The 25716-nt window shown below is 64.1% G+C and carries 21 protein-coding genes; 16 read left to right on the top strand and 5 right to left on the bottom strand.

Going from position 1 to position 25716, the window contains the following annotated elements:
* The first annotated feature begins 66 nt into the window (after window positions 1–66).
* From HB778_RS22945 to HB778_RS22935, 3 genes are all read left to right on the top strand, one after another.
* Complete coding sequence (locus tag HB778_RS22945; RefSeq protein ID WP_183457210.1) at window positions 67–2121, top strand: bifunctional aldolase/short-chain dehydrogenase; 2055 nt, start codon at window positions 67–69, stop codon at window positions 2119–2121.
* Between the two features lie 149 nt (window positions 2122–2270).
* Window positions 2271–2528, top strand: coding sequence for a type II toxin-antitoxin system RelB/DinJ family antitoxin (locus tag HB778_RS22940; protein ID WP_183457209.1), 258 nt, complete (start codon window positions 2271–2273; stop codon window positions 2526–2528).
* A gap of 50 nt (window positions 2529–2578) precedes the next feature.
* Window positions 2579–2803, top strand: coding sequence for a type II toxin-antitoxin system YafQ family toxin (locus HB778_RS22935; protein ID WP_432421202.1), 225 nt, complete (start codon window positions 2579–2581; stop codon window positions 2801–2803).
* Between the two features lie 81 nt (window positions 2804–2884).
* On the opposite strand, the gene HB778_RS22930 is transcribed toward HB778_RS22935, so the two are convergent.
* From HB778_RS22930 to HB778_RS22920, 3 genes are all read right to left on the bottom strand, one after another.
* Window positions 2885–3937 (bottom strand): substrate-binding domain-containing protein, encoded by a 1053-nt coding sequence (locus HB778_RS22930; protein WP_183457205.1) that lies wholly within the window; start codon window positions 3935–3937, stop codon window positions 2885–2887.
* A gap of 47 nt (window positions 3938–3984) precedes the next feature.
* On the bottom strand, window positions 3985–4980 hold the full coding sequence (locus HB778_RS22925) for an ABC transporter permease (RefSeq protein ID WP_183457203.1): 996 nt from the start codon (window positions 4978–4980) through the stop codon (window positions 3985–3987).
* Between the two features lie 81 nt (window positions 4981–5061).
* Entirely contained in the window at window positions 5062–6573 is a 1512-nt protein-coding gene (locus HB778_RS22920; RefSeq protein ID WP_183457201.1) for a sugar ABC transporter ATP-binding protein, read from the bottom strand.
* A 136-nt stretch (window positions 6574–6709) separates the two neighbouring features.
* On the opposite strand from HB778_RS22920, the gene mtnK reads away from it, so the two are divergent.
* Both mtnK and mtnA read left to right on the top strand, forming a co-directional pair.
* Window positions 6710–7984, top strand: a complete 1275-nt coding sequence (mtnK, locus tag HB778_RS22915; RefSeq protein ID WP_183457199.1) for an S-methyl-5-thioribose kinase — start codon at window positions 6710–6712, stop codon at window positions 7982–7984.
* Window positions 7981–9075 carry an S-methyl-5-thioribose-1-phosphate isomerase gene (gene mtnA / locus HB778_RS22910; protein ID WP_183457197.1) on the top strand — a complete coding sequence of 365 codons (1095 nt, stop codon included), beginning with the start codon at window positions 7981–7983 and terminating at the stop codon, window positions 9073–9075. Before mtnK ends, mtnA begins: the two co-directional genes overlap by 4 nt.
* Before the next feature lie 93 nt (window positions 9076–9168).
* On the opposite strand, the gene HB778_RS22905 is transcribed toward mtnA, so the two are convergent.
* A complete protein-coding gene (locus HB778_RS22905; protein WP_244661578.1) occupies window positions 9169–10239 on the bottom strand; it encodes an ISAs1 family transposase in 1071 nt (356 codons plus the stop codon).
* Window positions 10240–10587: 348 nt separating this feature from the next.
* On the opposite strand from HB778_RS22905, the gene HB778_RS22900 reads away from it, so the two are divergent.
* From HB778_RS22900 to apnL, 10 genes are all read left to right on the top strand, one after another.
* Window positions 10588–11610: an ABC transporter substrate-binding protein gene (locus HB778_RS22900; RefSeq protein WP_183457194.1), complete on the top strand. Its 1023-nt coding sequence runs from the start codon at window positions 10588–10590 to the stop codon at window positions 11608–11610.
* 69 nt (window positions 11611–11679) lie between these two features.
* Window positions 11680–14151 (top strand): ATP-binding cassette domain-containing protein, encoded by a 2472-nt coding sequence (locus HB778_RS22895; RefSeq protein ID WP_183457193.1) that lies wholly within the window; start codon window positions 11680–11682, stop codon window positions 14149–14151.
* A complete protein-coding gene (locus tag HB778_RS22890) occupies window positions 14148–15179 on the top strand; it encodes an ABC transporter permease (RefSeq protein ID WP_183457191.1) in 1032 nt (343 codons plus the stop codon). Before HB778_RS22895 ends, HB778_RS22890 begins: the two co-directional genes overlap by 4 nt.
* Before the next feature lie 109 nt (window positions 15180–15288).
* Complete coding sequence (locus tag HB778_RS22885; RefSeq protein WP_183457189.1) at window positions 15289–16116, top strand: phosphogluconate dehydrogenase C-terminal domain-containing protein; 828 nt, start codon at window positions 15289–15291, stop codon at window positions 16114–16116.
* A 294-nt stretch (window positions 16117–16410) separates the two neighbouring features.
* Complete coding sequence (locus HB778_RS22880) at window positions 16411–17352, top strand: D-ribose ABC transporter substrate-binding protein (RefSeq protein ID WP_183457187.1); 942 nt, start codon at window positions 16411–16413, stop codon at window positions 17350–17352.
* Between the two features lie 77 nt (window positions 17353–17429).
* Window positions 17430–18074, top strand: a complete 645-nt coding sequence (locus HB778_RS22875) for a DUF2291 family protein (RefSeq protein WP_183457186.1) — start codon at window positions 17430–17432, stop codon at window positions 18072–18074.
* Window positions 18071–19630, top strand: coding sequence for a sugar ABC transporter ATP-binding protein (locus HB778_RS22870; RefSeq protein WP_183457184.1), 1560 nt, complete (start codon window positions 18071–18073; stop codon window positions 19628–19630). The genes HB778_RS22875 and HB778_RS22870 overlap by 4 nt, the downstream gene beginning before the upstream one ends.
* Window positions 19630–20694, top strand: a complete 1065-nt coding sequence (locus HB778_RS22865) for an ABC transporter permease (protein WP_183457182.1) — start codon at window positions 19630–19632, stop codon at window positions 20692–20694. The genes HB778_RS22870 and HB778_RS22865 overlap by 1 nt, the downstream gene beginning before the upstream one ends.
* 2 nt (window positions 20695–20696) lie before the next feature.
* Window positions 20697–21731 (top strand): Gfo/Idh/MocA family protein, encoded by a 1035-nt coding sequence (locus HB778_RS22860; RefSeq protein WP_183457180.1) that lies wholly within the window; start codon window positions 20697–20699, stop codon window positions 21729–21731.
* Entirely contained in the window at window positions 21728–23566 is a 1839-nt protein-coding gene (gene apnL, locus HB778_RS22855; RefSeq protein WP_183457178.1) for a D-apionate lactonase, read from the top strand. Before HB778_RS22860 ends, apnL begins: the two co-directional genes overlap by 4 nt.
* A gap of 2 nt (window positions 23567–23568) precedes the next feature.
* Here the strand turns inward: apnL and HB778_RS22850 are convergent, their stop codons facing one another.
* Window positions 23569–24282 (bottom strand): transcriptional regulator NanR, encoded by a 714-nt coding sequence (locus HB778_RS22850; protein ID WP_183457176.1) that lies wholly within the window; start codon window positions 24280–24282, stop codon window positions 23569–23571.
* 175 nt (window positions 24283–24457) lie between these two features.
* Here HB778_RS22850 and oiaX point away from each other — a divergent pair, with 175 nt between their 5' ends.
* A complete protein-coding gene (gene oiaX, locus HB778_RS22845; RefSeq protein ID WP_183457173.1) occupies window positions 24458–25708 on the top strand; it encodes a 3-oxo-isoapionate-4-phosphate decarboxylase OiaX in 1251 nt (416 codons plus the stop codon).
* Window positions 25709–25716: the final 8 nt, after the last annotated feature.

Below are 25716 nucleotides of genomic sequence, written 5' to 3'. Positions count from 1 at the left end.
CATTGTCATCAAGGCGTCGCGGCATTCCTGTTTCACCACCCAAGACAGCAACTGGACGAAGCGAACATGAAGAATCTGTGGAACGACGACGCGGCCGAGAAACTCGTCGCCGACTATGCGAAGAAAGGCGTCGGCCGCGACCTCGCGCTGCGCGTCTACACGACGCGGCTGCTGGGCGGCGTGCCGCAACTGGTCCTGCATGGCGGCGGCAACACTTCCTGCAAGATCAAGGCGACCGATCTGGTCGGCGATGAATGGGATGTGCTCTGCGTCAAGGGCAGCGGCTGGGACATGGCCGTCATCGAGCCGCAGGGCCTGCCGGCGGTCAAGATGGGCGCCCTGCTCAAGGCGCGCGCGCTGGACAGGCTCGCCGACGAGGATATGGTGGCGCTGCAGCGGGCGAACCTCATCGACCCGTCCTCGCCCAACCCTTCAGTCGAAACGCTGCTGCATGCCTTCCTGCCGCACAAATTCGTCGACCACACCCATTCGACCGCCATCCTGGCCATCGTCGACCAGGAAGATAGCAAGCCGCTGGTGAAAACGGTGTTCGGCAGCAAGATGGGTTATGTGCCCTACATCATGCCGGGCTTCGACCTCGCCAAGGCGGCGGCCGATGTGTTCGATGCCGATCCGACCGTTGAGGGCCTGATCCTCGACAAGCACGGCATCTTCACCTTTGGTGACGACGCCAAACAGGCCTACGACCGGATGATCCACTATGTGAACGTCGCCGAGGAGTATGTCACCAAGAACGCCAAGCCGAAGGCAGCCAAGGCGGCGCTGCCGGCGAAGCTTGCGACACCGGCTTCGATCGCGCCGATGCTGCGCGGCGCGGTTGCGGTGGCACGCGGCGACGGCCGCTTCGATCGCATGATCTCTGACTTCCGCACATCGGATGCTATTGTCGATTTCATCAACTCGGCCGCGATCGCCGACTATGCCGGACGCGGCGTGTCGACACCGGATCTGTCGATCCGCATCAAGACCGGGCCGATGGCGGTGCCGGCGCCCGATGCAGAGAAGGCCGGCGACTACAAGGCCGTCATCAAGAGCCATGTCGACGCCTTCGCCAGCGATTATCGCGCCTATTTCGAGACCAATGACGCGCTCGACGACGTCAAGCGCACCATGCTCGACCCGATGCCGCGGCTGACGCTGGTGCCGGGCCTCGGCATGTTCGGCCATGGCCGCACGCTGAAGGATGCCAGGATCGCTTCCGACGTCGGCGAAATGTGGATCGAGGCGGTGCGCGGCGCAGAGGCTGTCGGCCGGTTCCATCCGCTGTCCAAAGCCGATCTGTTCCCGCTGGAATACTGGTCGCTTGAACAGGCCAAGCTTGCCTCCAACAAGCCGAAGCCGCTGACCGGCCAGGTAGTGTTGATCACCGGCGGCGCCGGCGCGATTGGTGCTGCGACGGCAAAACTGTTCGCCGACAATGGCGCCCATGCCGTCGTCGTCGATCTCGATGGCGACAAGGCCGCTGATGCCGCCAAGAAAGCCGGTAACAATTCGATCGGCGTGGCCGCCGACATCACCGACCCGGCCCAGGTGCGCGCCGCCTTCGACAAGGCCGTTGCCGTCTTCGGCGGCGTCGACATTCTGGTCTCCAATGCGGGCGCGGCCTGGGAAGGCCGGATCGGCGAACTCGATGACGCGCTGCTGCGCAAGAGTTTCGAGCTCAATTTCTTCGCCCACCAGTCGGTGGCGCAGAACGCCGTGCGCATCATGCTGGAACAGGGCACCGGCGGCGTGCTTTTGTTCAACACCTCCAAGCAGGCGGTCAATCCGGGCCCGAAATTCGGCGCCTATGGCGTACCGAAGGCGGCGACATTGTTCCTGTCCAGGCAATATGCGCTGGACTACGGCGCCCATGGCATCCGCTCCAACGCCGTCAACGCCGATCGCATCCGCTCCGGCCTTCTGACCGACGCCATGATCGCCAGCCGCTCCGGCGCGCGCGGCGTCTCGGAGAAGGAATACATGTCCGGCAACCTGCTCGGCCAGGAAGTGACCGCGCAGGACGTGGCTCAGGCCTTCCTGCATCACGCGCTGGCTGAACGCACCACCGCCGACGTGACGACGGTTGACGGCGGCAACATCGCAGCGGCGCTGCGGTAGTGGCAATTGATCGGCAGTCGTGACAATCACGCTCCCGATCGTACGCGCCACGGGAAGTCGGACTTTCGCGAATGAGTTTGCGAGAGAGCCAACCGGCTTGAAAAACCAGCCATCCGTAGCTACATTGTAGCTCACTCAGGAGTTATAATATGGCAACGGATAGCGTGGTTCGCGCTCGGATCGATACGGCGACAAAGGATCAGGCAACGGAAGCCCTGGCGGCGATGGGCTTGTCAGTCTCCGATGCCATCCGCCTGCTTCTGGTGCGCGTGGCCGCCGATAAGGAATTTCCCTTCCCGGTGAAAGTGCCTAACGCAACTACGCGAAAGGCCATGGCCGAGTTGGAAAAAGGTAAAGGCAAGCGCTTCGCCTCGGCTGATGAATTGTTCAAGGATTTGGGGCTCTAAGCATGCCAGCGCCCATTCACTCCGGGCAATTTCGCCGGGATGTGAAGCGTATGGAAAAGCGTGGCAAGAACCTTGGGAAGTTGCGCGATCTGCTAGGCCTGTTCATCGCCGGGCGTGAACTGCCGGCGACGTATAAGGATCATCCTTTGAGAGGCGACTGGAAGGGCTTTCGAGACGCGCATATCGAACCGGACTGGCTCCTGATCTACCGCGTTGTCGGCGACGAATTGCAGCTTGCCCGTACCGGTTCGCATTCCGACCTGTTCAACGAGTGAACTCCACGGAATAGCCGCCCACAGCGATCTGCTGCGGGCAGCTCTCAGTGCTTCCCATTCTACGCCGTGAAGCGGCGAAAGTTACTTCGCGTTCGGGTTCGGCATCCAGGCCGGCATGGCGACATCGGCATGGGCGAACTGCGGCAGCTTGGCCGACAGGTCCTCCATGTTCTTGATGTCCTTGTCGATCAGTTCCTTCTGCGTGATCAGCGTCGGCGGCACGATGACGCTGTGGCCGGGATCCTCACCGGCGAGCAGTTGTGCCAGCGCGCGCACCGAGACCTGGCCGACGACGGCCGGGTTGGTCGCGGCGGTCGCAGCCCAGGCGCTATCGGGCTCGCGCATCGCGGATATGTCCGAGGTCGAGATGTCGGCCGAGTAGATCTTGATGCCCTTGTTCAGGCCGGCTTCATCGACGGCGATCTTCACGCCCTTGGCGAATTCGTCATAGGGGGCGAACATCACCTTGATGTCGGGATGAGCCGACAGCACCGAGCGCGCCTGGTTGGCGACGGAATTGGCGATCGGGTTGTCGAGCGTGCCGAACATCGCGACTTCCTTGATGCCCGCATACTTCTTCTTCACGTCCACCCAGGTTTCGTTGCGGCGGTCGAGCGGGGCAATGCCGGCGACATAGACATAGCCTGCATTCCAGCTCTCGCCATTGTCCTTGACCGCCTGCTCAAGCGCCAGGCGGGCAAGGTCCTTGTCCGACTGTTCGATCTGCGGGATCTTGGGGTTTTCGACATTGACGTCGAAGGCCACCACCTTGATGCCGGCGTCGACCGCGCGCTGCGCGGCGTCCTTCATCGATTCCGTCAGTCCGTGCTGGATGATGATGCCCTGCACGCCGAGTGCGATGGCCTGGTCGACCATGTCGGACTGAAGGGCGGCGTCCTGGCGGCTGTCGAGCACGCGCAAGTCGATGCCGAGCGCCTTCGACTGCGCCTCGACGCCCGAGAGATAGGCCTGGAAGAAGTCGCCGGTCGAGAGATAGCGCACCAGCGCGATCTTGACGCCGGGCTTGTCGAACGGCGCCGGCTTGTCCGCCGCAAAAGCCGGAACCTGCATCAGCATGGTTGCGCCGGCCAATCCGAGCGCCACCTTCCCCAGAAGTCTTCTTGTGATGTTCACCTTGTTTCCTCCACTCTTGTTGAACCCAAAATCCTGTCCGGTCGAGACTACCCCCTGCCCCTGCCCGAAAGGGCAAAGGTGAAGACAAGGGCGACGACCAGAACCACGCCCTTGACGAAATCCTGCGTGTAATAAGGCGCATTCATCATCGTCAGACCCTGCAGCAGGATGCCGACGAACAGCGCGCCGACGGCGGTGCCGAAGGCGTTCGGCTTGGCAGCCCCCAGCACCGCGTATCCGATCAGCGCCGCGGCGACCGCATCGAGCAGCAGATTGTTGCCCGAGGCGATGTCGCCGCGTCCGAGTCGGGCGGCGAGCAAAATCCCGCCGATCGAGGCAAAGACGCCTGAAATGACGTAGGCCCAGATCTTGTATGCCTTGACCGGCGCGCCGGCGAGTTCGGCGGCGCGCTCATTCGAGCCGACCGCATACATCATGCGGCCGAAGCGGGTGTATTCCAGGAAGAACCAGATCAGCACGGCCAGCACGAGGAGCACGAACACCGACACTGGAATGAGGTTCGGGATGAAGAAATCGAAGCGATGGCGGCCAAGAGCCAGGAAGGCATCGCCGAATTTGCCATTGGCGACCGAGCCGTCCGGCATGGTCATGCCGGTGGCGATCGAGCGGCCCTCAGTGGGGATGCGCTGCAGGCCGACCAGCAGGAACATCATGCCGAGCGTCGCCAGCAGGTCAGGCACGCGCATATAGACGATCAGCCAGCCGTTGATCAGGCCGACAACAGCGCCGATGAGCAGGCAGACAACGACCGCGACGACGGCGTTCTGCTCCAGCACCACCATGACATAGGCCGCCGCCATCATGGCCGATGTGGCGACCGAGCCGATCGACAGGTCGAAGCCGCCAACGACCAGGGTGGCGGTGACGCCGAGCGCCAGCACGCCGGTGATGGCCACCGACTGGAAGATGAAGACGGCACTTTGTGGCGAGACGAAGCCGTCGGCGGCGATCGCGAAATAGGCGACCAGCCCGAACAACAGGACGATGAAGCCGTAGCGGATGGCGTAGTCGCGCAACGTCATTCAGCGCACCCCAGCGCCGCTGCCCACTTTACCCAACTCGAACCCATAGTCTCTCCATTCCAATTCTACCCGTCGCCACGCTCAGGCGACGCTGTGCAGCGGTCCGCCGGCGACCTCGGCCAGCAAGCGGTCGAGATCGACGTCGGCATTGCGGTGTTCGCCGACGATTGTGTGTTCCGACATCACCAGGATGCGGTCGGCCGTCTCCAGCGCCTCGTCGAGTTCGGTGACGAATAAAAGCGTCGCGCGGCCATGGGCGCTTGCCCTCAGCTTGGCGGCGATGTCGCGCCTGGCCGAGATGTCGACGCCCTGAAACGGCTCGTCGAGGATGAACAGCGCGGCATCCTGCGCCATCCAGCGGGCGACCATCACCTTCTGCTGGTTTCCTCCGGACAGTGCCGACATCTCGTCCTTCTCGGAGCGGCAGACGATGCTGAGTTCCTCGATCTGCCGGCGCGCGGTGGCGCGTTCGAGGCGGCGCTTGAGCACGCTCAGATTCGACATCCGCTTGAGGAATGGCAGGCTGACATTGCGTTCGATGTTGAAGCCGCCGACGATGCCGCTGGTGGCGCGGTCCTTGGCGACGAGGAACACGCCGGCTGCGATCGCGTCACCCGCTGATCGCGGCGCATAGGGCTTGCCGTTCATCGTCATGGTGCCGGCGAGCGGCCTGCGCACGCCGAACAGCGTTTCGGCAAGTGCTGTCTTGCCGACGCCGACGAGGCCGGTGATGGCAACGACCTCGCCATCGCCGAGCGTCAACGAAATCGGCCTGGCGCCCTGCCCGATGCGCAGGCCTTCGACGGACAGGACCGGTTTGGCAGAACTTCTGGCAACAATCTGGTCGAGATGGATCTTGCGGCCGAGCATGGCATTGACCGCGCCTTCATAGTCGAGCGGCTGGGCATCGAAGACGCCGGAAATGACGCCGTCACGCATCGAGACGATGCGGTCGGCGAGCCGCCTGATGTCCGACATACGATGCGAGATGTAGAGGATCGCCACGCCTTGCTCGCGCAGCCGGTCGACCAGCGCGAAAAGCCGGTCGGCCTCGGCGCTGGAGAGCGAGGAGGTCGGCTCGTCGAGGATCAGCACCTTCGGCTGATGCGCCAAGGCACGTGCGATCGCCACCATCTGGCGGTCGGCCAGCGAAAGGTCGTTGACGCGGGCCTTGAGATCGATGGCCAGACCCATGCGGTCGGCGACGGCCCTGGCCTCGCGGCGCACCCGGGCCGGATTGAACAGGGTCGGCGCGCCCCGGCCGCTGAGCCGGTCGAGGGTCAGGTTGGTGGCGACATCGAGATCGGCCACGACACCGTCATTGATGTTCTGGTGCACGGTGACGACGCCGGCGCGGATCGCTTCCGCCGGCGTGTTCGGCGCGAAGTCCTGGTCGGCCAAGGTCATGGTGCCGCCGCCACGCTCGTAGACGCCGCTGATGATCTTGACGAGTGTGGATTTGCCGGCGCCGTTGGCGCCCATCAGCACGGTGACTTCACCGGAATGCAGCTCGAGCGAGATGCCGCCAAGCACCTCGTTGCGGCCAAAGGATTTCCTCAGTCCCTCTACGCGGAACACGGCATTGCCGACCATGCGTTCCTCCCTGACCGTGACGCTATGGGCTACGCCGGCAATTGTCAACACGATTGACAATTGCCAGATCGCTTCCTAGCTTGGCCCGGCCGCCATGCCTTCGTTATGTTCGGAGCGCATAAGCGAGGGGATGATGATGACTGGGAAATTGCCGTTCGAAGCACTGTCGGTGGAGACGCTTGCAACGCGCCTCGGCACGAACGAGGCGCTGTGCGCCAAGATCGGCCGGGACACGACACACTGGAAGGTCCGCGAAGTCGGTGACGGCAATCTGAACCTCGTCTTCATTGTCGAGGGCGCCAGCGGTGCCGCAGTGGTCAAGCAGGCCCTGCCCTATGTCCGCCTGGTCGGCGACAGCTGGCCGCTACCCCTGAAGCGCTCCTTCTTCGAATATCACGCGCTGACCAGACAAGGGGAGCGCGCGCCCGGCTCGGTGCCGGCAATCTTTTACTTCGATGAAGGCCAGGCCCTGATCATCATGGAGTATCTGGCGCCGCCATACATCATTCTCAGGCGCGCCCTGATCGACGGACGCCAGCTTCCAAACATCGCCAGGGATATCGGCCTGTTCATGGCCCGTACGCTGTTTCGCGGTTCCGACCTGTCAATGGTGACCAAGGATCGCAAGGCCGATCTTGCGCTGTTCGCCGACAATGTCGACCTTTGCGACATCACCGAGAACCTGGTGTTTTCCGATCCCTATTTCGACGCCAAGATGAACCGGCATACGTCGCCGCAGCTCGACGGCCTCGTTGCCGAACTGCGCGCCGATCGCGACCTCAAAGTCGAGGCGCAACGGCTGAAGCATATTTTCGCCGCCAACGCCGAAACGCTGCTGCATGGCGATTTGCATTCGGGCTCGATCATGGTCACCGACCAGGAGACCCGGATGATCGATCCGGAGTTCGCCTTCTATGGTCCGATGGCGTTCGATGTCGGCATGCTGCTCGCCAATTTCTGGATGTCGTTCTTCTCGCAGCGCGGACATGAGCAGAAAGGCAAGCGCGATGCCATGCGCGCCTATCTACTTGGGGTCACTGCAGAAACATGGGCGGTGTTCCGCGCCGAGTTTTCCCATCTGTGGCGCACCGAGCGCACCGGCATGCTCTACCAAAAAAGCCTGTTCGAGGATCAGGGCGACAGGCTGGGCGCGGAGCAGGCGCTCGACCATGTCCTGCACCAGATCTGGACCGACCTGCTCGGCTTTGCCGGTATCGAGGTGCACAGGCGCATCCTCGGCCTTGCCCACAATGCCGATTTCGAGACCATCGCCGACGAGAATCTGCGCGCCTCCTGCGAGGCGAAGGCGCTCAAATTCGGCCGTCACATCGCCGTCAACCGGCGCCAGATTCACAGCATCGACGAGGTCAACAATCTGGCCGCGCTGATCGAACAGGAGAGCAGCATTTGAACGTCGGCGACCGCCACTATCGCACCATCTGGCTGAGCGACGACGGCCGTTCGGTTGACATCATCGACCAGCGCTGGCTGCCGCATGACTTTCGCATCGAGACGATCCGCACGGTTGCCGGCATCGCCACCGCGATCCGCGACATGTGGGTGCGCGGCGCGCCGCTGATCGGCGTGACCGCGGCCTATGGCGTTGCCATGCAGATGGCGGACGATCCTTCCGACGCAGCGCTCGATGCCGTCTGGGAGACGCTGCACGAAACACGCCCGACGGCGATCAATCTGCGCTGGGCGCTGGACGAGATGCGGCGCTTCTTGAAGCCGCTGCCAACAGAACAACGCGCCGCGGCCGCCTACCGGCGCGCCGGTGAGATCGCCGACGAGGATGTCGGGCTGAACCGCGCCATCGGCGAGAACGGCCTTGCCATCATCAAGGCGATCGCGGCGCGCAAGCAGCCGGGCGAGAGGGTCAACATCCTCACCCACTGCAATGCCGGCTGGCTGGCCACAGTCGACTATGGCACCGCCACCGCGCCGATCTATCTCGCGACGGAAGCCGGCATTCCGGTCCATGTCTATGTCGACGAGACGCGGCCGCGTAACCAGGGCGCACAGCTGACCGCCTGGGAGATGGCCGGCCATGGCGTGCCGCACACGCTGATCGTCGACAATGCTGGTGGCCATCTCATGCAGCGCGGCGCGATCGACATGGTCATCGTCGGCACCGACCGCACCACCGCCGACGGCGATGTCTGCAACAAGATCGGCACCTATCTGAAGGCGCTCGCCGCCGCCGACAATGACGTGCCGTTCTATGTCGCGCTGCCGTCGCCGACCATCGACTGGACGGTGCATGATGGGTTGAACGAAATCCCAATCGAGCAGCGTTCGGCCGACGAGGTCTCGCTGGTGTGGGGCAAAACCGCCGACGGCGAAATCGCCCAGGTTCGCATCTCGCCCGAAGCGACGCCGGCGGCGAACCCGGCCTTCGATGTGACCCCGGCGCGGCTGGTGACCGGACTGATCACCGAACGCGGCGTCGCCAAGGCCTCGCGCGAGGGCCTGAAGGCGATGTTCCCCGAACGCGGATAGCGCTCGACCGGCCTTGCCGCCGCTGGGGTAACGTCACCGAGACCTCGAGTTCCTAACACTGCCTTGCCAGGCATCTCCCCCGTGCGGGCAGGGCTATCGCATATGAGCGATTGCCTGGATGAGATAGTCGTCATTCCAAGCGCATTTCTTGATGCGGTGGCTAATGGGGACTTTGTCGATGTCGGCGGCCTGAAGGATATTTCTGGCGATGCGGTTGATGAGGGCGGTGTTGGCGGGAGCGTTGTCCTTGCGGGCACGACTGAGGTCCTCGTGCAGATGAACGTCGAGCATCCAGTGCAGTGCGTTCTCGATCTGCCAATGGGCTCTGGTGAGGTCGATCGCCTGCTGTGGCGACAGCAGCGTTGAGGCCATGAACAGGCGCGTCAGCGGCTCGGCCTGATCGCGCCGGCTGGTGATGCGGATGAAGGCCTTGTGCCCCGGCATCATTGGTTCAGCCGCCACCACGACCTCTGCCTGCCGCCATTCGTTGCGGCCATGGCTGGTCTCGGGCCGCTCAGTGACGGCGGGAGTGGTCTGGGCCAGTTGTTGATTGGCCCGAGCCAACCAATGCCGGCGGTTTCCCTTGAGTGCGAGCAGATAGTCGCCGCCGCGCTGAATGATGGCCTTGGCCATGCGCGTGTGGCAGTGGAGGGCATCGGCCGTGACCAATCGGCCAGTAAGATCAATGAGTTCGACGACCTTGAGGGCAGCCTCGACCTCATTGTCTTCGTCGCCGGGCGAGACCGCCGCCAAACACAGCCGCGTCTGGCTGGCAAAGGCCGACACCGTCAGGGGCGGGCTGGCCGCAAGGCCTTTCTCATAGGCCCGCCGCAGCGCCTTGCCATCAAGTGCGACCACACCCTGACGTGCCTGGGCAAAGCCTGCGGCAAAGGCGGCGAACGCCCGTCCCAAGGCCTCCGGATCGAGCAGGCGCAACAGCCGCGAGAAGGTGTCGTGGCTAGGCGCCTCCTCATAGTCGATCAAGCGCGACAGCGCCTGTTTGCGCTCTTGCGCGAACAACGAAAACTCCGTTGCGCTGGTCGCGCCACACAGGCTCGCAGCGATCATCATCACGATCAGGTCGCCAAGCCGATGTGTGGCGTTGGCCGCGCGCGGATCAGGCACCGTACCGAAATAGCTCTCAAGGCTGGTAATGGCAGTCACTCCTCGCTGGACTGCCTTCCCAAAGAATCCCTTCTCAAACCAACTTCAAGCCCAAAATCGCCATATGCGATTCCCCTGCCCGTGCGGGGGAGATCGGCCGGCTTTTGCGGCCCTGAAAGCTCAAGCGTTCCCGAACGCTCCGTGAGCCGACGACAGGGCCAGCAGTCCCCCACGCCAAGATGCCCCGAGCACGGGAAACTCCCTTCCCGCTCAACATACGGTTGCTTGCGCATTTGGTATGCTGGTATAATATGTACCTGGTATGGCGTCCTCAACAAGAGCGCCGTAGTCGAGTGGCAAAGCCGAACCGGTGAGGTTCGGCGTATCGTGTTCTTGGGAGGAACCATTATGAGGTTTGTGACCGTGGCGGCGCTTGCCAGCGCCGCGCTGGGGAGTGTGTTTGTGCTGCCGGCAATGGCATCGTCGGACAAGCCGGTCATCGCACTGACCAACGCCTATTACGGCAACACCTGGCGGCACCAGATGGTGGAGGCTTTCGAAGCCTCGGCCAAGGAAGCGAAGGCGGCTGGGCAGATCTCCGACTACATCGTCATGAACGGCGATGGTTCGGTGGCGCAGCAGAACAGCCAGATCGCCGAACTGATCCTCAAGAAGGTCGACGTGCTCGCCGTCGACGCCGCCTCGGAAACCGCGGTCAACGGCATCATCGAAAAGGCCTGCAAGGCCGGCATCATCGTCGTCTCCTTCGATTCGGTCGCCTCGGCGCCCTGCAACTACCAGCTCAATTTCGACTTCAAGGGCTACAAGGCGACCCAGGCCGAGGCGGTGTTCAAGATGCTCAGCGGCAAGGGCAACGTCATCCAGGTGCGCGGCGTCAAGGGCTCGGCCCCGGACAACGACATGTTCAACGCGCAGCAATCGGTGCTGGCGAAATATCCCGATATCAAGGTTGTCGCCACCGTCTATGGCCAGGCGACCGCCTCGGTCGCGCAGGCGGCCATCGCCAATGTCCTGCCCTCGCTGCCGCATGTCGATGCGGTGCTCGGCCAGGGCGGCAGCGACGATGTCGGCATTGCCCAGGCCTTCGTCCAGTATGGTGGCGACTATGCCGGCAAGATGCCGATCATCGAAGGCGGCGGCGGTACCGATTTCGTCAAATGGTGGGCCGACGAGAATGCCAAGAACGGCTACCAGACGGTCTCGATGAACACGACACCTGGTATTGGCGGCGCCGCGTTCTGGCTCGGCCTGTCCCTGCTCAAGGGCGCCAAGGCGCCCAAGATGATGATCATGCCGGTCGCGACCGTCGATGCCAGCAACCTCAAGGAATACGCCAAGCTACCGGGCGGCCAGATCATCAGCCCCAGCTATTCGCTCGATTGGGTCAAGCAGAACCTGCTGAGCAAGTAACGCGACCAGCACAAGTGGATCGGACGCCGGATGGCGCCCGATCCATGGCCGTGAAGAAACGGAGGACGAATGTCCCATCTCGCCGTTGCCGATCCACGGCGCGCAGCCGCCATGGCGCCCGCCGCTCGGCAGGAAATCGTATCGCTTTCACAGATCATCAAGAGTTTCGGGCCGACGCTGGCGAATGCCGAAATCGATCTTTCCGTTTCGGCCGGCGAGATCATCGGCCTCGTCGGCGGCAACGGCGCCGGCAAGTCGACGCTGATGCGCATTCTCTGCGGCACGATGTGGCCGACCCTTGGCTCGATCTCTTTCGCCGGCCAGGCGCTTGACTTCACCGACTACAACACGGCGGAAGCGCAACGGCGCGGCATCCGCATGGTGCATCAGGAACTGTCGCTGTGCGCCAACCTGTCCGTGGCCGAGAACTTCTTTCTGGAGACGCCGCAGGATGCGGCAAGCCGCCCGGGCTGGCGGACGCTTTACAGAGGCCGCGCGCGCGTGGCGCTGGATGCCGTCTTTCCCGGCAACACAATCGATGTAAACGCGGAAGTCAGCCAGCTCTCCATCGCCGAACGGCAGATGGTCGAGATTGCACGCGCCGCCGCGACGCCCGGCGTCAGGCTCATCGTTCTCGACGAGCCGACCTCCTCGCTCGATCTCGATCGCTCCAAGCAATTGCGGGCCTTCATCCGTGAGCGGGCCAAGGTTGGACTCGCCTTCATCTTCATCAGCCACAAGCTGCAGGAAATCATCGACATCGCCGCGCAGGTTGTCGTGCTGCGCAACGGGCGCACCGCCTGGCGCGGCGACGTGGCCGATACGTCGATCGGCAAGCTGGTGCAGTTGATGGGCGGCGACGCCAACTCGATCCATCAGCACGGCGCCACCGTCGCCAGCACTGGAGGCGCATTGGTGCGGCTGTCCGGCGCGCTGACATCGGAACTCGGCCGCGACATCGAGATCGCGCGCGGTGAGATCGTCGGGTTGGCGGGGCTCGAGGGCAGCGGCCAGAAGGATCTGCTGCATGCCATCTTCAAACCCGGAAAGGATGCCGCCGTCACCCGGACCGGCGAAGCCGGCTTCATTGCCGGCGACCGCCAGAAGGAAGGCGTGTTCCCGCTGTGGAGCGTGCTGGGCAACATCTCCATCGGCAGCCTTGCGCGCCGCGCGGCGCTGGGCCTGGTCTCGGACCGGCTCAACCGCGAGGCCGCGGCCGAAGCCGCGGGCCGGCTGCGGCTCGACGAAAACCGCTTCGGCTCCAACATTCTGGAGCTGAGCGGCGGCAACCAGCAAAAGGCGCTGGTTGCCCGCGCGCTCGTCGCCGATACGCCGATCATCCTGCTCGACGATCCGACGCGCGGCGTCGACATCGCCACCAAGCAGGATTTCTACCGGCTCTGCAATGACATCGCACGGAGCGGACGGACACTTGTCTGGCACACCACCGAGGATGCCGAACTGCTGGCCTGCGACCGCGTGCTGGTCTTTGCCGGCGGCCGGATCGTCAAGGAACTGACTGGCGAGGCGATCACCGAAGCGGCGATCGTCGGGGCATCCTTCGTCCAGCAGGCCGACAAGCGCACTGATGCCGCGCACGGCAAGGCCGGTGCGGCCGGGCTTGCCCGCAGGCTGGTGAATGCAGCCCCCTTCATCGGCCTCGCCGCCGTGCTGGCAGTGATGATCTCGGCCAATCCGGCAGTCGCCTCGATCTTCGGCCTCGACCTTTTGCTGATGCCGGCGCTGTCGCTGGTGCTGGTGACGGCGGCGCAGATGTTCATCGTCGGCGGCAGCGAAATCGATCTCGGCGTCGGCGCCTTTGCCGGCCTGGTCAGCGTGCTCAGCGCCACGTTGCTCTATGATCAGCCATGGCTCGGCGCGCTGGCGCTTTTGGCAGCGATCGCCGCCTATGCCGGTCTTGGCGGGTTGATCCAGGCGCGAAAGATCCCGGCCATCGTCGTCACGCTCGGCGCCTCTTTCATCTGGGTGGGATTGGGCTATGCGCTGCAACCAACGCCGGGCGGCGCCAGCCCTGAATGGCTGACGGCGCTGTTCGGCTGGTCGCTCGATTTCCTGCCGACATCCATCATCCTCATCGCGGCGGTCGCCCTGGTGGTGTTGGTGATCGACCGGCTGCCGCTCGGCGTGGTGCTGCGTGGCTTCGGCAACAACCCGACGGCAATGATCCGTTCGGGCTGGTCGCCGACGCGCTACGCACTGGTGCGCTATCTCATCGCCGGGCTGTTCGCTGCGGCCGCCGGCCTGTCGCTGACGGCGATCAACACGGCGAGCGACATCAACTCCGGCAATTCGTTCACGCTGCTCAGCATCGCCGCCGTGGTGATGGGCGGCTGCTCGCTTCTGGGCGGCATCGTCTCTCCGGTCGGCGCCATCGCCGGCGCGGTGACGCTGTCGCTGATCGGCGCGCTGCTCGGCACGCTCAATGTCAGCAGCGACTATAACGCCGCGACGCAAGGGCTGATCCTGATCGCCCTCTTGACGCTGCGCGGCCTGACCGCGGATCGCGGGAGCGAACAATGAACGTGATGTCCGCCTTCACTTTCTGGGCGCAGAGGAACCGCTGGATCTGGGCGGCGATCGGTGTCCTGCTTCTGTGGTTGGTGCTGTCGATCGTCACCAACCGGTTCAGCCTCTCCAGCCTGTCGGGCATCATCCTGTCGGCCTCGTTCCTGACCGTCGTCGGCATCGGCCAGATGTTCGTCGTCACCACCGGACGCGGCAATATCGATCTTTCCGTTGCCTCGGTGATCACGCTCAGCGCCTTCGTCGCCTTGCTCACCATCAAGGGCCAGGATGCCAACCTCGCCATTGGTGTCACAGCTGCCGTCCTGCTCGGCCTCGCGGTCGGGCTGCTCAATTCGCTGCTCGTCGTCGGCCTCGGCATTCCGGCGATCATCGCGACGCTCGCCACCGGCTACGTGCTGGCGACCGCAACGCTGTTGTCGAACAAGGCAATCCCCGGCTTTGCCGTCAGCCCGGCGCTCAAGGGACTGGCGACGGGCCGCGTCTCGGGTGTTCCGATCATGGCCATCATCGCCATTGTCGGCGTGGCGATCGCCTCCTTCGTGCTGCGCTACACCGTGTTCGGGCAGCTTCTGTCGGCGGTCGGCCAGAACCGGACCGCTGCCCGGCTCGCCGCCATCAGGAACGGCCGGGTGATCGCGGCGGCCTTCATCATCTCGTCGGTGCTGGCCTCGCTCGATGGCCTGCTGCTCGGCGCCTATATCGGCGGCGCCTTCCTCGAAATGGGCCAGCCCTATCTCTTGCAGTCGATCGCCGCCGTGGTGCTCGGCGGCACGCTGATCTTCGGCGGCTCGGCGACCGCGCTCGGTACCCTGTTCGCCAGCATCCTGCTCATCCTGATCGTTACCACTATGCAGATTATCGGGCTGCCGCCCGGCGCCCAGGACATCGTCCAGGGCATCGTCGTCATCTTCGTGCTGGCACTTGCCGGACGGCAGGCATTGGCGCGCCGTGCCGCGGTCGATCCCACGGACGCTGCGGCGGCGAAGACAGGGCCAGGCGCTGCCGCGCCCCTGTCGAAGTGACGAACACAAAACCAATGATTCCTCTTGCCAAATTCTGGTAGAGTGATCATACCAGTGCACAAGATGACGATCGCTGGACGATCGCCTATGGATTAGGGAGCAAGGTCAGATGACAACGATTGCGCTGTTCGGTGCGGGCGGGAAAATGGGCTATCGCCTGTCAACCAATTTTCGCGGATCGGACTATACGATCCGCCATGTCGAGATCAGCGAAGCGGGCAAGGAGCGGCTGAAAACCGGTCTGGGCTTCGACGCGGTCGGCGTCGACGAGGCGCTCGAACGTGCCGAGGTCGTGATCCTGGCGGTGCCGGACACGCATATCGGCAAGGTCGCCGCCAGCATCGAAAGCAAGCTGGCCCCTGGCACGATGGTGATCGTGCTTGACGCGGCCGCCCCCTTCGCCGGGCACCTGCCCGATCGTCCCGACCTTACCTATTTCGTCACCCATCCCTGCCATCCGCCGATCTTCAACGACGAGACCGACATGGCCGCCAAGAAGGACTTCTTCGGCGGCGTCAAGGCCAAACAGCATTTCGTCAGCGCCCTGATGCAAGGGCCGGAGGCGGACTACGCCAAGGGCGAGAAGATCGCCCAGATCATCTGGGCGCCGGTGATGCGCTCGCACCGCGTCACGGTCGAACACATGGCGCTGCTCGAGCCCGGCCTCTCGGAGACGGTGTGCGCTTCGCTGCTCGTCGTCATGAAGGAAGCCCTCGACGAGGTCGTGGCGCGCGGCGTCGACCGGCAGGCCGCGCTCGATTTCCTGCTCGGCCACATGAATGTGCTCGGCGCCGTCATCTTCGGCGAGACCAAGGGCGTGTTCTCCGATGCCTGCAACAAGGCCATCGAATTCGGCAAGCCGGTGCTGATGCGCGACGACTGGAAGCGCGTCTTCGAGCCGGAAGAGATTGCCGCCTCCATCCAGCGGATTACGTGAAAGGGCTCCGTCTTTCCTGTCCCTTGCGGGAGAAGGAAGAAACATCAACTGCTCGGATACAGATCACCTCAATTAGTGATTGACTCATCATACCAGTTGGCTAAGCTACTCCCGCGCTCGAATTGAAGCCGGGACGAGCGGAGGATGGCGAGGGACGGGGAGCGAGAATCGGTTCGGTTGGAAAGTCGTCAAGCGGCTTTGCCTGACCGAGCGTGTGCCCGCACTGCCTATGAATTCAAATGCAGACAATGGCCTCGGTTGGTCGAGGCGATGTCTTTTTAACGGGAGGACTTCATGAAACTTACTCGCAGAATGACGCTTGCGGCTTTCGCCGGCGTATTGGCACTCGGCACGGCGGCGCCGGCCTTCGCAGCCGACCTGATCGCCATCATCACCCCCTCGCACGACAATCCGTTCTTCAAGGCGGAAGCCGTCGGCGCCGAGGCAAAGGCCAAGGAGCTCGGCTACGAGGCGCTGGTGCTGGTGCATGACGACGACGCCAACAAGCAGTCCGAACTGATCGACACCGCGATCGGCCGCGGCGCCAAGGCGATCATCCTCGACAATGCCGGCGCCGACGCCACCGTCGCCGCGGTGCAGAAGGCCAAGGACGCCGGCATCCCCTCCTTCCTGATCGACCGCGAGATCAACGCCACCGGCGTTGCCGTGGCGCAGATCGTCTCGAACAACTACCAGGGCGCCCAGCTCGGCGCGCAGGAGTTCGTCAAGCTGATGGGTGAGAAGGGCAATTATGTCGAGCTGGTCGGCAAGGAATCCGACACCAATGCCGGCATCCGCTCCAAGGGCTATCACGACGTGATCGACGACTATCCGGACCTGAAGAAGGTCGCGCAGCAATCAGCCAACTGGAGCCAGACCGAGGCCTATTCCAAGATGGAATCGATCCTGCAGGCCAATCCCGACATCAAGGGCGTGATCTCCGGCAACGACACGATGGCGATGGGCGCCTATGCGGCGCTCGCCGCGGCGAACCGCAAGGATGTCATCGTCGTCGGCTTCGACGGCTCCAACGACGTGCGCGACTCCATCACATCTGGCGGCATCAAGGCGACGGTGCTGCAGCCGGCCTACGCCCAGGCGCAGATGGCGGTCGAGCAGGCCAACGACTTCATCAAGAACAAGAAGTCGCCCGAGAAGGAAAAGCAGCTGATGGATTGCATGCTCATCAATGGCGACAATGCCGCCAAGCTGGAAACCTTCGCGCTGAAGAACTGAGCCTGCGCAATGCAATCCGCGAGGGGCGAACCTAGGGTTCGTCCCTCGTCTCCATTTCCCTGGAATGCTTGACCGCGATGCCGAAGAAGTTGACCTGGCTGACCCTTGTCGCGCTCGCCGGCCTTAGCCTCAGCGCCTGCAAGATTCTGCCGACGCCCTCCGCGCAAGGCGGCGCCAATGCGTCCGGCTTCAACCCGGACAAGATGGTCGAGGAGATCTGGGTGGCGAAGGTCATCCCGTACCTGCAGCAGAAGGCCGGGCCGTTCGCCGAGGTCCATGCGCTGGCGAAGACCGATCAGGCGGCAGCTGGTGCCAAATACGGCAACCCCAAGAAGCAGGCGAATTCGCCATGGACCTTCGCGGTCCGCGTCGAGGGCAAGGTCATCGCCGCCAACACACAGTCGCGCGCGGCAACGATGGATATCGACGTCGACGGCGACGGCAAGGCGGATGCGCGGGTGCAGATCGGGCCGGCGATGCGCGGAACCGCACTGCGCGACAGCCTCGATTTCGTCCAGTTCAACGATTTCACCAACCAGATCGACTTCGCCCAGTTCGGCAAGGCGTTCAACGCCTATGCCGACAAGACCGTGCTGTCCAAGCTGCCGCGCGAGGCGCTGGAGGGCCGCACCGCCAAGGTGCTCGGCGCCTATACGATCGAAGGCGGCCAGGACCTGCCATTGGTGACCCCGGCGGAGGCCGAGATCGGGCCGAAGCCATGACCACGGCGGCTAGCCACGACGTCATCCTGAAGCTGGAAGACGTCTCGAAAGTCTATGCCGGCACCGTCGCGGTCAAGCAGGCCAATTTCGAGGTGCGTAAGGGCGCGGTCAATGTGCTCGTCGGCGAGAATGGCGCCGGCAAGTCAACGCTGATGAAGATCATCGCCGGCGTCGAGCAGCCGACGGCCGGGCGCATCCTGCTCGACGGCAATGAGGTGTCCTTCTCCTCCTCCGGTGACGCGGTGAACCGCGGCATCGGCATGGTGTTCCAGGAATTGAACCTGTTCGGCAACATGACGGTCGCCGAGAACATTTTTGCCACGCGCGAGATCACCAACCGGTTTGGCAAGATCGACCGCAAGGAACAGGAACGGCGGGCCGGTGAATTCCTCGATCGGCTCGAAGCCGGCATCCGGCCGGACATGCTGGTCGAGGATCTGCGCATCGGCCAGCAGCAGCTGGTCGAGATCGCCAAGGCCGTGTCGCTCGATGCGCGCATCCTGATCATGGACGAGCCGACCTCGGCGCTGAGTGCCGCCGAAGTCGAGATCCTGTTCAAGGTTATCGCCGACCTCAAGGCGCGTGGCGTGGCGATCGTCTACATTTCGCACCGGCTGGAGGAGCTGATCCGCATCGGCGATTACATCACCGTGCTGCGCGACGGCCGCATCACCGGCCAGGAGGAGGTCAAGAACGTCGACACGCAGTGGATCGTGCGGCAGATGATCGGCTCGGACGCCAAGGATTTCGCCAAGGCCGACGGCCATGTGCCGGGCGAAGAGATCTTCCGCGCCGAGGACATCTGCCTGCCGCGCGCCACCGGCGGACTGGCGGTCGACCACGTCTCGCTGTCGCTGCGGGCCGGCGAGATCCTTGGCATCTACGGCCTGATGGGCGCCGGGCGCAGCGAGCTGTTCGACTGCATCATGGGCCGCCACGGTCATGCCAGCGGCAAGATCTTCATTAAGGGAAAACAGGTCAGGGAACGCGACACGACGCGGCGCATCCGGCGCGGTCTGGCGCTGATCCCGGAAGACCGCCAGCGCGAGGGCCTCGTGTCGATCCTATCCGTCGCCAGCAACCTGACATTGGCGAGCCTGTCGCGCTTCGTGCGCCTGTTCCATATCCAGGGCAGTGCCGAGCGGCAGGCCGTGGTGCAGATGGTGCGGGAACTCGCGATCAAGGTCGCCGACCCGACGCAGGAGGTCTCGTCGCTGTCCGGCGGCAACCAGCAAAAGGTGGTGATCGGCAAGGCGCTGCTCACCGGACCGAAGGTGCTTTTGATGGACGAGCCGAGCCGCGGCATCGATGTCGGCGCCAAGGCCGACGTCTTCCGCACCATGCGCAAGCTGTCGCGCGATGGGCTCGGCATCCTCTTCGCCACCTCCGACCTCGACGAGGTAATGGCGCTGTCCGACCGGATCGCGGTGATGAGCAATGGCAAACTGACCGGCATGTTCGACCGCGCCGAGGCGACCGAGGCCGCGATCGTCGCCGCATCCGCGCTCGGCCACGGACCTGCCCATCTTGCCCCCGCACATGGAAAGCAAAGCTGATGACTGACATTCCGGCCAGGGCGGCTCATTCTTCGGCCTCCAGCGGCTCCGTACTGCTGACGCTGATGAAGCTCAGGACCTTCATCGCACTGATCGCCGTGCTGGTGTTCTTCTCCATCGCGGCACCGAACTTCCTGTCGGCGGCGAACCTGATCCTGATGGCCAAGCATGTGGCGCTCAACGCCTTCCTCGCCATGGGCATGACCTTCGTCATCATCACCGGCGGCATCGACCTTTCGGTCGGCTCGATCGTCGGCCTGTGCGGGATGGTGGCCGGCTATCTCGTGCTCAACGGCATCGACCTGCAGATCGGCTACACCATCTATTTCAATGTGGTCGAGATCGCATTGATCACGCTGCTGGTCGGTATTTTGATCGGCGCCGTCAACGGACTGCTGATCACCCGGCTCAACGTCGCGCCCTTCATCGCCACGCTCGGCGTGCTCTATGTGGCACGCGGCCTGGCGCTGCTGTCGTCCGACGGCCGTACCTTCCCCAACCTTGTCGGCAAGCCGGAACTCGGCACCACAGGCTTCGGCTTCTTCGGCGCCGGCCGGCTCGTCGGCCTGCCCGTCTCAATCTGGATCCTGATCGTGGTGGCGCTGGGGGCGGCCTATCTCGCCCGGTACACGCCGCTCGGCCGTCACATCTTCGCCGTCGGCGGCAATGAGCGCGCTGCGCGCATCTCGGGCGTGCGCGTCAACATGGTCAAGATGTTCGTCTACATGTTCTCCGGCTTCTGCGCGGCGATCGTCGGCCTGATCATCTCGTCGGAACTGATGGCCTCGCATCCGGCAACGGGCGAAAGCTTCGAATTGAATGCCATTGCCGCCGCGGTGCTTGGCGGCACCTCGATGTCGGGCGGCCGCGGCACGATCGGCGGCACCATCGTCGGCGCCTTCGTCATCGGCATCCTGTCGGACGGGCTAGTGATGATGGGCGTCAGTTCCTTCTGGCAAATGGTGATCAAGGGCCTGGTTATCATCGTCGCCGTCGTCGTCGACCAGGCGCAGCGCCGGCTCCAGCAGCGTGTCACCCTGATGCAGATGGCAAAGGCGGGTTGAGCATGGCGACTTTGAGCGGAGCGCTGATCGGCTGCGGCTTCTTCGCCGTCAACCAGATGCATGCCTGGCGCGACATCGACGGCGCCTCCATCGTCGCCATCTGCGATCGCGATCCGGAGCGGCTGCGGATCGTCGGCGACCAGTTCGGCATTGCGAAGCGCTACAGTGATGCGGCCGCGCTGTTCGCGGTCGAGACGTTGGACTTCGTCGACATCGCCACCACCGTCGGCAGCCATCGGCCGCTGGTCGAGATGGCGGCCGCCCACCGCGTCCCGGTGATCTGCCAGAAGCCGTTCGCGCCGACGCTGGCCGACGCCAAAGCGATGGTCGCGGCCTGCGCCAAGGCTGGCGTGCCGCTGATGGTGCATGAGAATTTCCGCTGGCAGTCGCCGATCCAGGCGGTGCGCGCCGTGCTCGACAGCGGCGAGATCGGCACCCCCTTCTTCGGGCGCATCTCCTTCCGCTCCGCCTATGACGTGTTTTCCGGCCAGCCCTATCTGGCGACGGGCAAGCGTTTCATCATCGAGGATCTCGGCATCCATATCCTCGACATTGCGCGTTTTCTGCTGGGCGACGTCTCGAGCCTCACCGCCCGGACGGCACGCATCAACCCGGCCATCGCCGGCGAGGATGTCGCCACCATGCTGATGGATCACAAGAGCGGCGCCATTTCGGTGGTCGATTGCAGCTATGCGACGCGGCTTGCGGTGGAGCCGTTTCCCGAAACGCTGATCGAGATCGACGGCAGCAACGGCACGCTCCGGCTGGCGCAGGGCTACCAGCTCACCGTCACCGGCAAGAGCGGCACAACGGTCAGGGATATCTCGCCGCCGCTTCTGCCCTGGGCATCGCGGCCATGGCACAACATCCAGGAAAGCGTGCTGGCTATCCAGCGGCACTGGGTCGAGAGCCTTGCATCAGGCAAGGAGCCGGCAACCTCGGGCGCCGACAACCTCAAGACATTCGCGCTGGTCGAGGCGGCCTATGCCGGCGCCACAAGCCGGGAGCCGGTGAAGATCGACGACCTGCTGAAATGACGGCGGATCGCTTCCTGATTTGCGGCACACGGGCGGCGGAGACCGAACCGGCTTGGCTGACTGCTGGTCCGCTCAGCGCCGATTTCGTCAACGGCAATCTGCGCACCATCCGCCATGGCGGCACGGAGGTCTTGCGCGCCATCTCCTATATCGTGCGCGACCGCGACTGGGGCACTTACGAACCAGTGCTATCGGACCTTTCCATCGACCAGGGCGCCGATGCCTTCTCCGTTAGCTACACGGCGACCTGCGCCGGACCGGGCGGAAGCCGGCTCGCCCTCCGCGCCACCATCAAAGGCTCCTCCGATGGCCGGCTGGTGTTTGACGTCGGCGCGCTGCCCGAAAGCGATTTCGAGACCAACCGTTGCGGCTTCTGCATCCTGCATCCGATCGCCGGCCTCGCCGGCAGCCCAGTTACGGTGGAGCACACCGACGGCAGCGTGGTGGACACGAAACTGCCAGACCTGATCGACCCCTGGCAGCCTTTCAAGGATTTGCGTGCCATCACGCATGAGGTGCGGCCCGGCGTCACCGCGCAATGCCGGATGGAAGGCGACGTTTTCGAAATGGAAGACCAACGCAACTGGTCCGATGCCTCCTACAAGACCTATGTGCGGCCGCTGGCGCTGCCTTGGCCCTATGTTTTGCCTGCCGGCCAGACCAACCGCCAGACGATCAGCTTGCGCATTGCCAGCGACGGCACGACGCCGGCCGCCATCGAGGCGTCCGGCGCGGTCCGCGTGACGCTCGGCGAGCCCGGCCCGGCGCTGCCGGATGTCGGCGTGATCATCTATCCCAGTGATGTCGAGACAGCGCTGGCGAACCTCGCCACCTTGTCTGCGCTCGGCCCGCAACAACTGCTGTTCCACTACGATCCAACGCGCGGTCACGGGCTCGACGCCTTGCACTCTTTCGCCCGGCTCGTCGACGCCTATCCCGCCCGCACAACGCTCGAATGCGTGGTCGCTTGCAGCGGCGATCTCGATGCCGAACTCGCAGAGGTCGCCGAGTTGGTGCGCCTGGCAAAGCTGCGGCTCGATGCGATCGCGGTGTCGCCTTCGGTCGACCGGCAGTCGACGCCGCCGGGCAGCGCCTGGCCGCCCTGCCCGCCGCTTGAGGATGTCTATGCCGCGGCGCGGCGCGCCTTTCCCGATATCCGTCTCGGCGGCGGCATGTTCAGCTACTTCACCGAACTCAATCGCAAGCGCGTCCCGGCCGGGCTGCTCGATTTCGTCACGCATTGCACCTGCCCGATCGTGCATGCCGCCGACGATCTCAGCGTCATGCAGTCGCTGGAGGCGTTGCCGTTCATCACCCGGTCGGCGCGGGCGATCTTCGGCGACAAGCCCTACCGGATCGGGCCCTCGACCATTGCCATGCGGCAGAACCCCTATGGTGGCGCGACCAAGGACAATCCGCAGGGACAGCGCATCGCCATGGCGAACCGCGATCCGCGCCACAACGGCCTGTTCGCCGCCGCCTGGACCATCGGCTATGCCGCGCGCGTCGCGCCGGCCGGGCTGGAAATGCTGACGCTGTCCAGCTTCACCGGACCGTTCGGCGTGCTGGCGGCATCCGGGGAACCTGCCACCGAAGGGTCACCGCGGCCGATCTCTAGGGCTATCAAGGGGCTTTGCGAGCTGGCCGGCCTCGTCCATGTGCCGGCCGAGACAAGTGACGAGACGCGGATTGCGGCGCTGGCCGGCCGCTCCGCCTCCGGCGAGACCATCGTGTGGCTGGCGAACCTGACGGCGGAGGATGTCGCGGTCGATGCGTCCGCGCTCGGCCAGGGCCATCTCATCATGGCTCCCTACGCTATTGCCCGGATCGGCTAGGCCTATTTCTCGGAATTCATGACGTAGAGCGCGCGCGAGCGTTCGAGATGCTTGATCATCGCCTTTTCGGCGCCGTCGGCGTCCCGCTGCTCGATGCGATCGACGATCTCTTCGTGCTCGGTCAGCGTGTACTTTTCCTTGCCGGTCCAGATCAGCATCTCGGTGTGATATTCCTTCAGCCAGCCGAGCATCGCCTCGCTGACGGCGACATAGATCGGGTTGCCCGATATCATCGCGATCTGGGTGTGGAATTTCATGTCGGCGGAAATGAAGGCGTCGGAATCGCCCCGCGCGGCGCGCTGCTCGGCGACGGTTGCCTTGAGCCGCTGCACGTCCTCGACGGTGGCCTTCTCGGCAGCCTCCCTGACCATGCCGCGCTCGAAGAAGATGCGCGCGGTCTTGAGGTGCTCGAGCGTGTCCCTCGACGAGGACAGGATGATCTTGGCCGCGCCGTCGACCTGTTTGATGATCGACTTGGCGGTGAGCTGCAGCACCTTGGCCCGCTCGCCATGCGAAATCGCGACAAGGCCCATATTGCTCAGCGCCTGCATCGCCTCGCGGATCGCCGGCCGGCCAACCTCGAAGCGCTCCATCAATTCGCGCTCCGACGGCATGTCGTCGCCCGGCTGCAGCTCGCCGCTGGTGATCAGCCGCTTCAGCCTTGCAAAGACTTCGTCGGAAAGTTTGCGCCGGACGATCGGCTCCGAACGGTTCATCGTGACGAATCACTCCCTGGCCCGGTTCCTGTTTAGCATTCCCGGCGCGATTCCCGGAATGCCTGCGCTTTGACCGCCCCGTTGCGCGAACTGGGATATTTGCTTGCAATACTTATGTACTCATTATACCAGATTTGGAGCACAACAAAACTTTTTCGGACGCTTTCGACCGGCCATGATCACGTTCACCTATCGCATCGAAACGCCTGACAGCATCGAAGCGCTGGCGGCCAAGATCGCCAGCGACCAGTCGACCGGCACCTTTGTCGCCCTGCCCGGCGAGACCGAAGAGCTGAAGGCACGCGTGGCGGCACGGGTGCTGGCGATCCGGCATCTGCCCGATGCGCAGCAACCATCCATTCCCGAGGCCGGCGGCGGGCCTTTCAAGCGCGCCGATGTCGACATCGCATTCCCCTTCGACGCGATCGGCACAGACCTTTCGGCGCTGATGACCATCGCCATCGGCGGTACCTATTCGATCAAGGGCCTGTCCGGCATCCGCGTCGTCGACATGAAGCTGCCGCAACAATTCAGGGGCGCGCATCCTGGCCCGCAGTTCGGTGTCGCCGGCAGCCGCCGGCTGACCGGCGTCGAGGGTCGCCCGATCATCGGCACCATCGTCAAGCCGGCACTTGGCTTGCGGCCGCCCGAGACGGCCGCGATGGTGGGCGAGCTGATCGAGGCCGGCGTCGACTTCATCAAGGACGATGAAAAGCTGATGAGCCCGGCCTACTCGCCGCTCTCGGAGCGGGTGAAGGCGATCATGCCGCTGATCCTCGACCACGAGCAGAAGACCGGCAAGAAGGTGATGTATGCCTTCGGCATTTCGCATGCCGATCCCGATGAGATGATGCGCAACCACGATCTGGTGCTTAAGGCCGGCGGCAATTGCGCCGTGGTCAACATCAACTCCATCGGCTTCGGCGGCATGGCTTACCTTAGAAAGCGCTCCGGCCTGGTGCTGCACGCCCACCGCAATGGTTGGGACATCCTCACCCGCCATCCCGGCCTCGGCATGGATTTCAAAGTGTGGCAGCAGTTCTGGCGGCTGCTCGGCGTCGACCAGTTCCAGATCAACGGCATCGCCTCGAAATATTGGGAGCCGGACGTGTCTTTCGTCCGCTCCTTCGAGGCGGTGACGACGCCGTTGTTCTCGCCTGACGATTGCGCGCTGCCGGTCGCCGGTTCCGGCCAGTGGGGCGGACAGGCACCCGAGACCTATGAGCGCACCGGGCGCACGGTCGATCTCCTCTATCTCTGCGGCGGCGGCATTGTCAGCCATCCGGATGGCCCGGGTGCCGGCGTACGCGCCGTGCAGCAGGCCTGGCAGGCCGCTGTCGCGGGCATTGCGCTGGCGGACTATGCCAGCAGCCATGTCGAGCTGGCGCGCTCGATCGAAAAATTCGGCGACGGCAAGGCGGCGTGAGCAACGCC

It is taken from the genome of Mesorhizobium huakuii, from assembly GCF_014189455.1.
Classification (GTDB): Bacteria; Pseudomonadota; Alphaproteobacteria; order Rhizobiales; family Rhizobiaceae; genus Mesorhizobium; species Mesorhizobium huakuii_A.
This window is presented reverse-complemented; position numbering and strand designations above follow the sequence as displayed.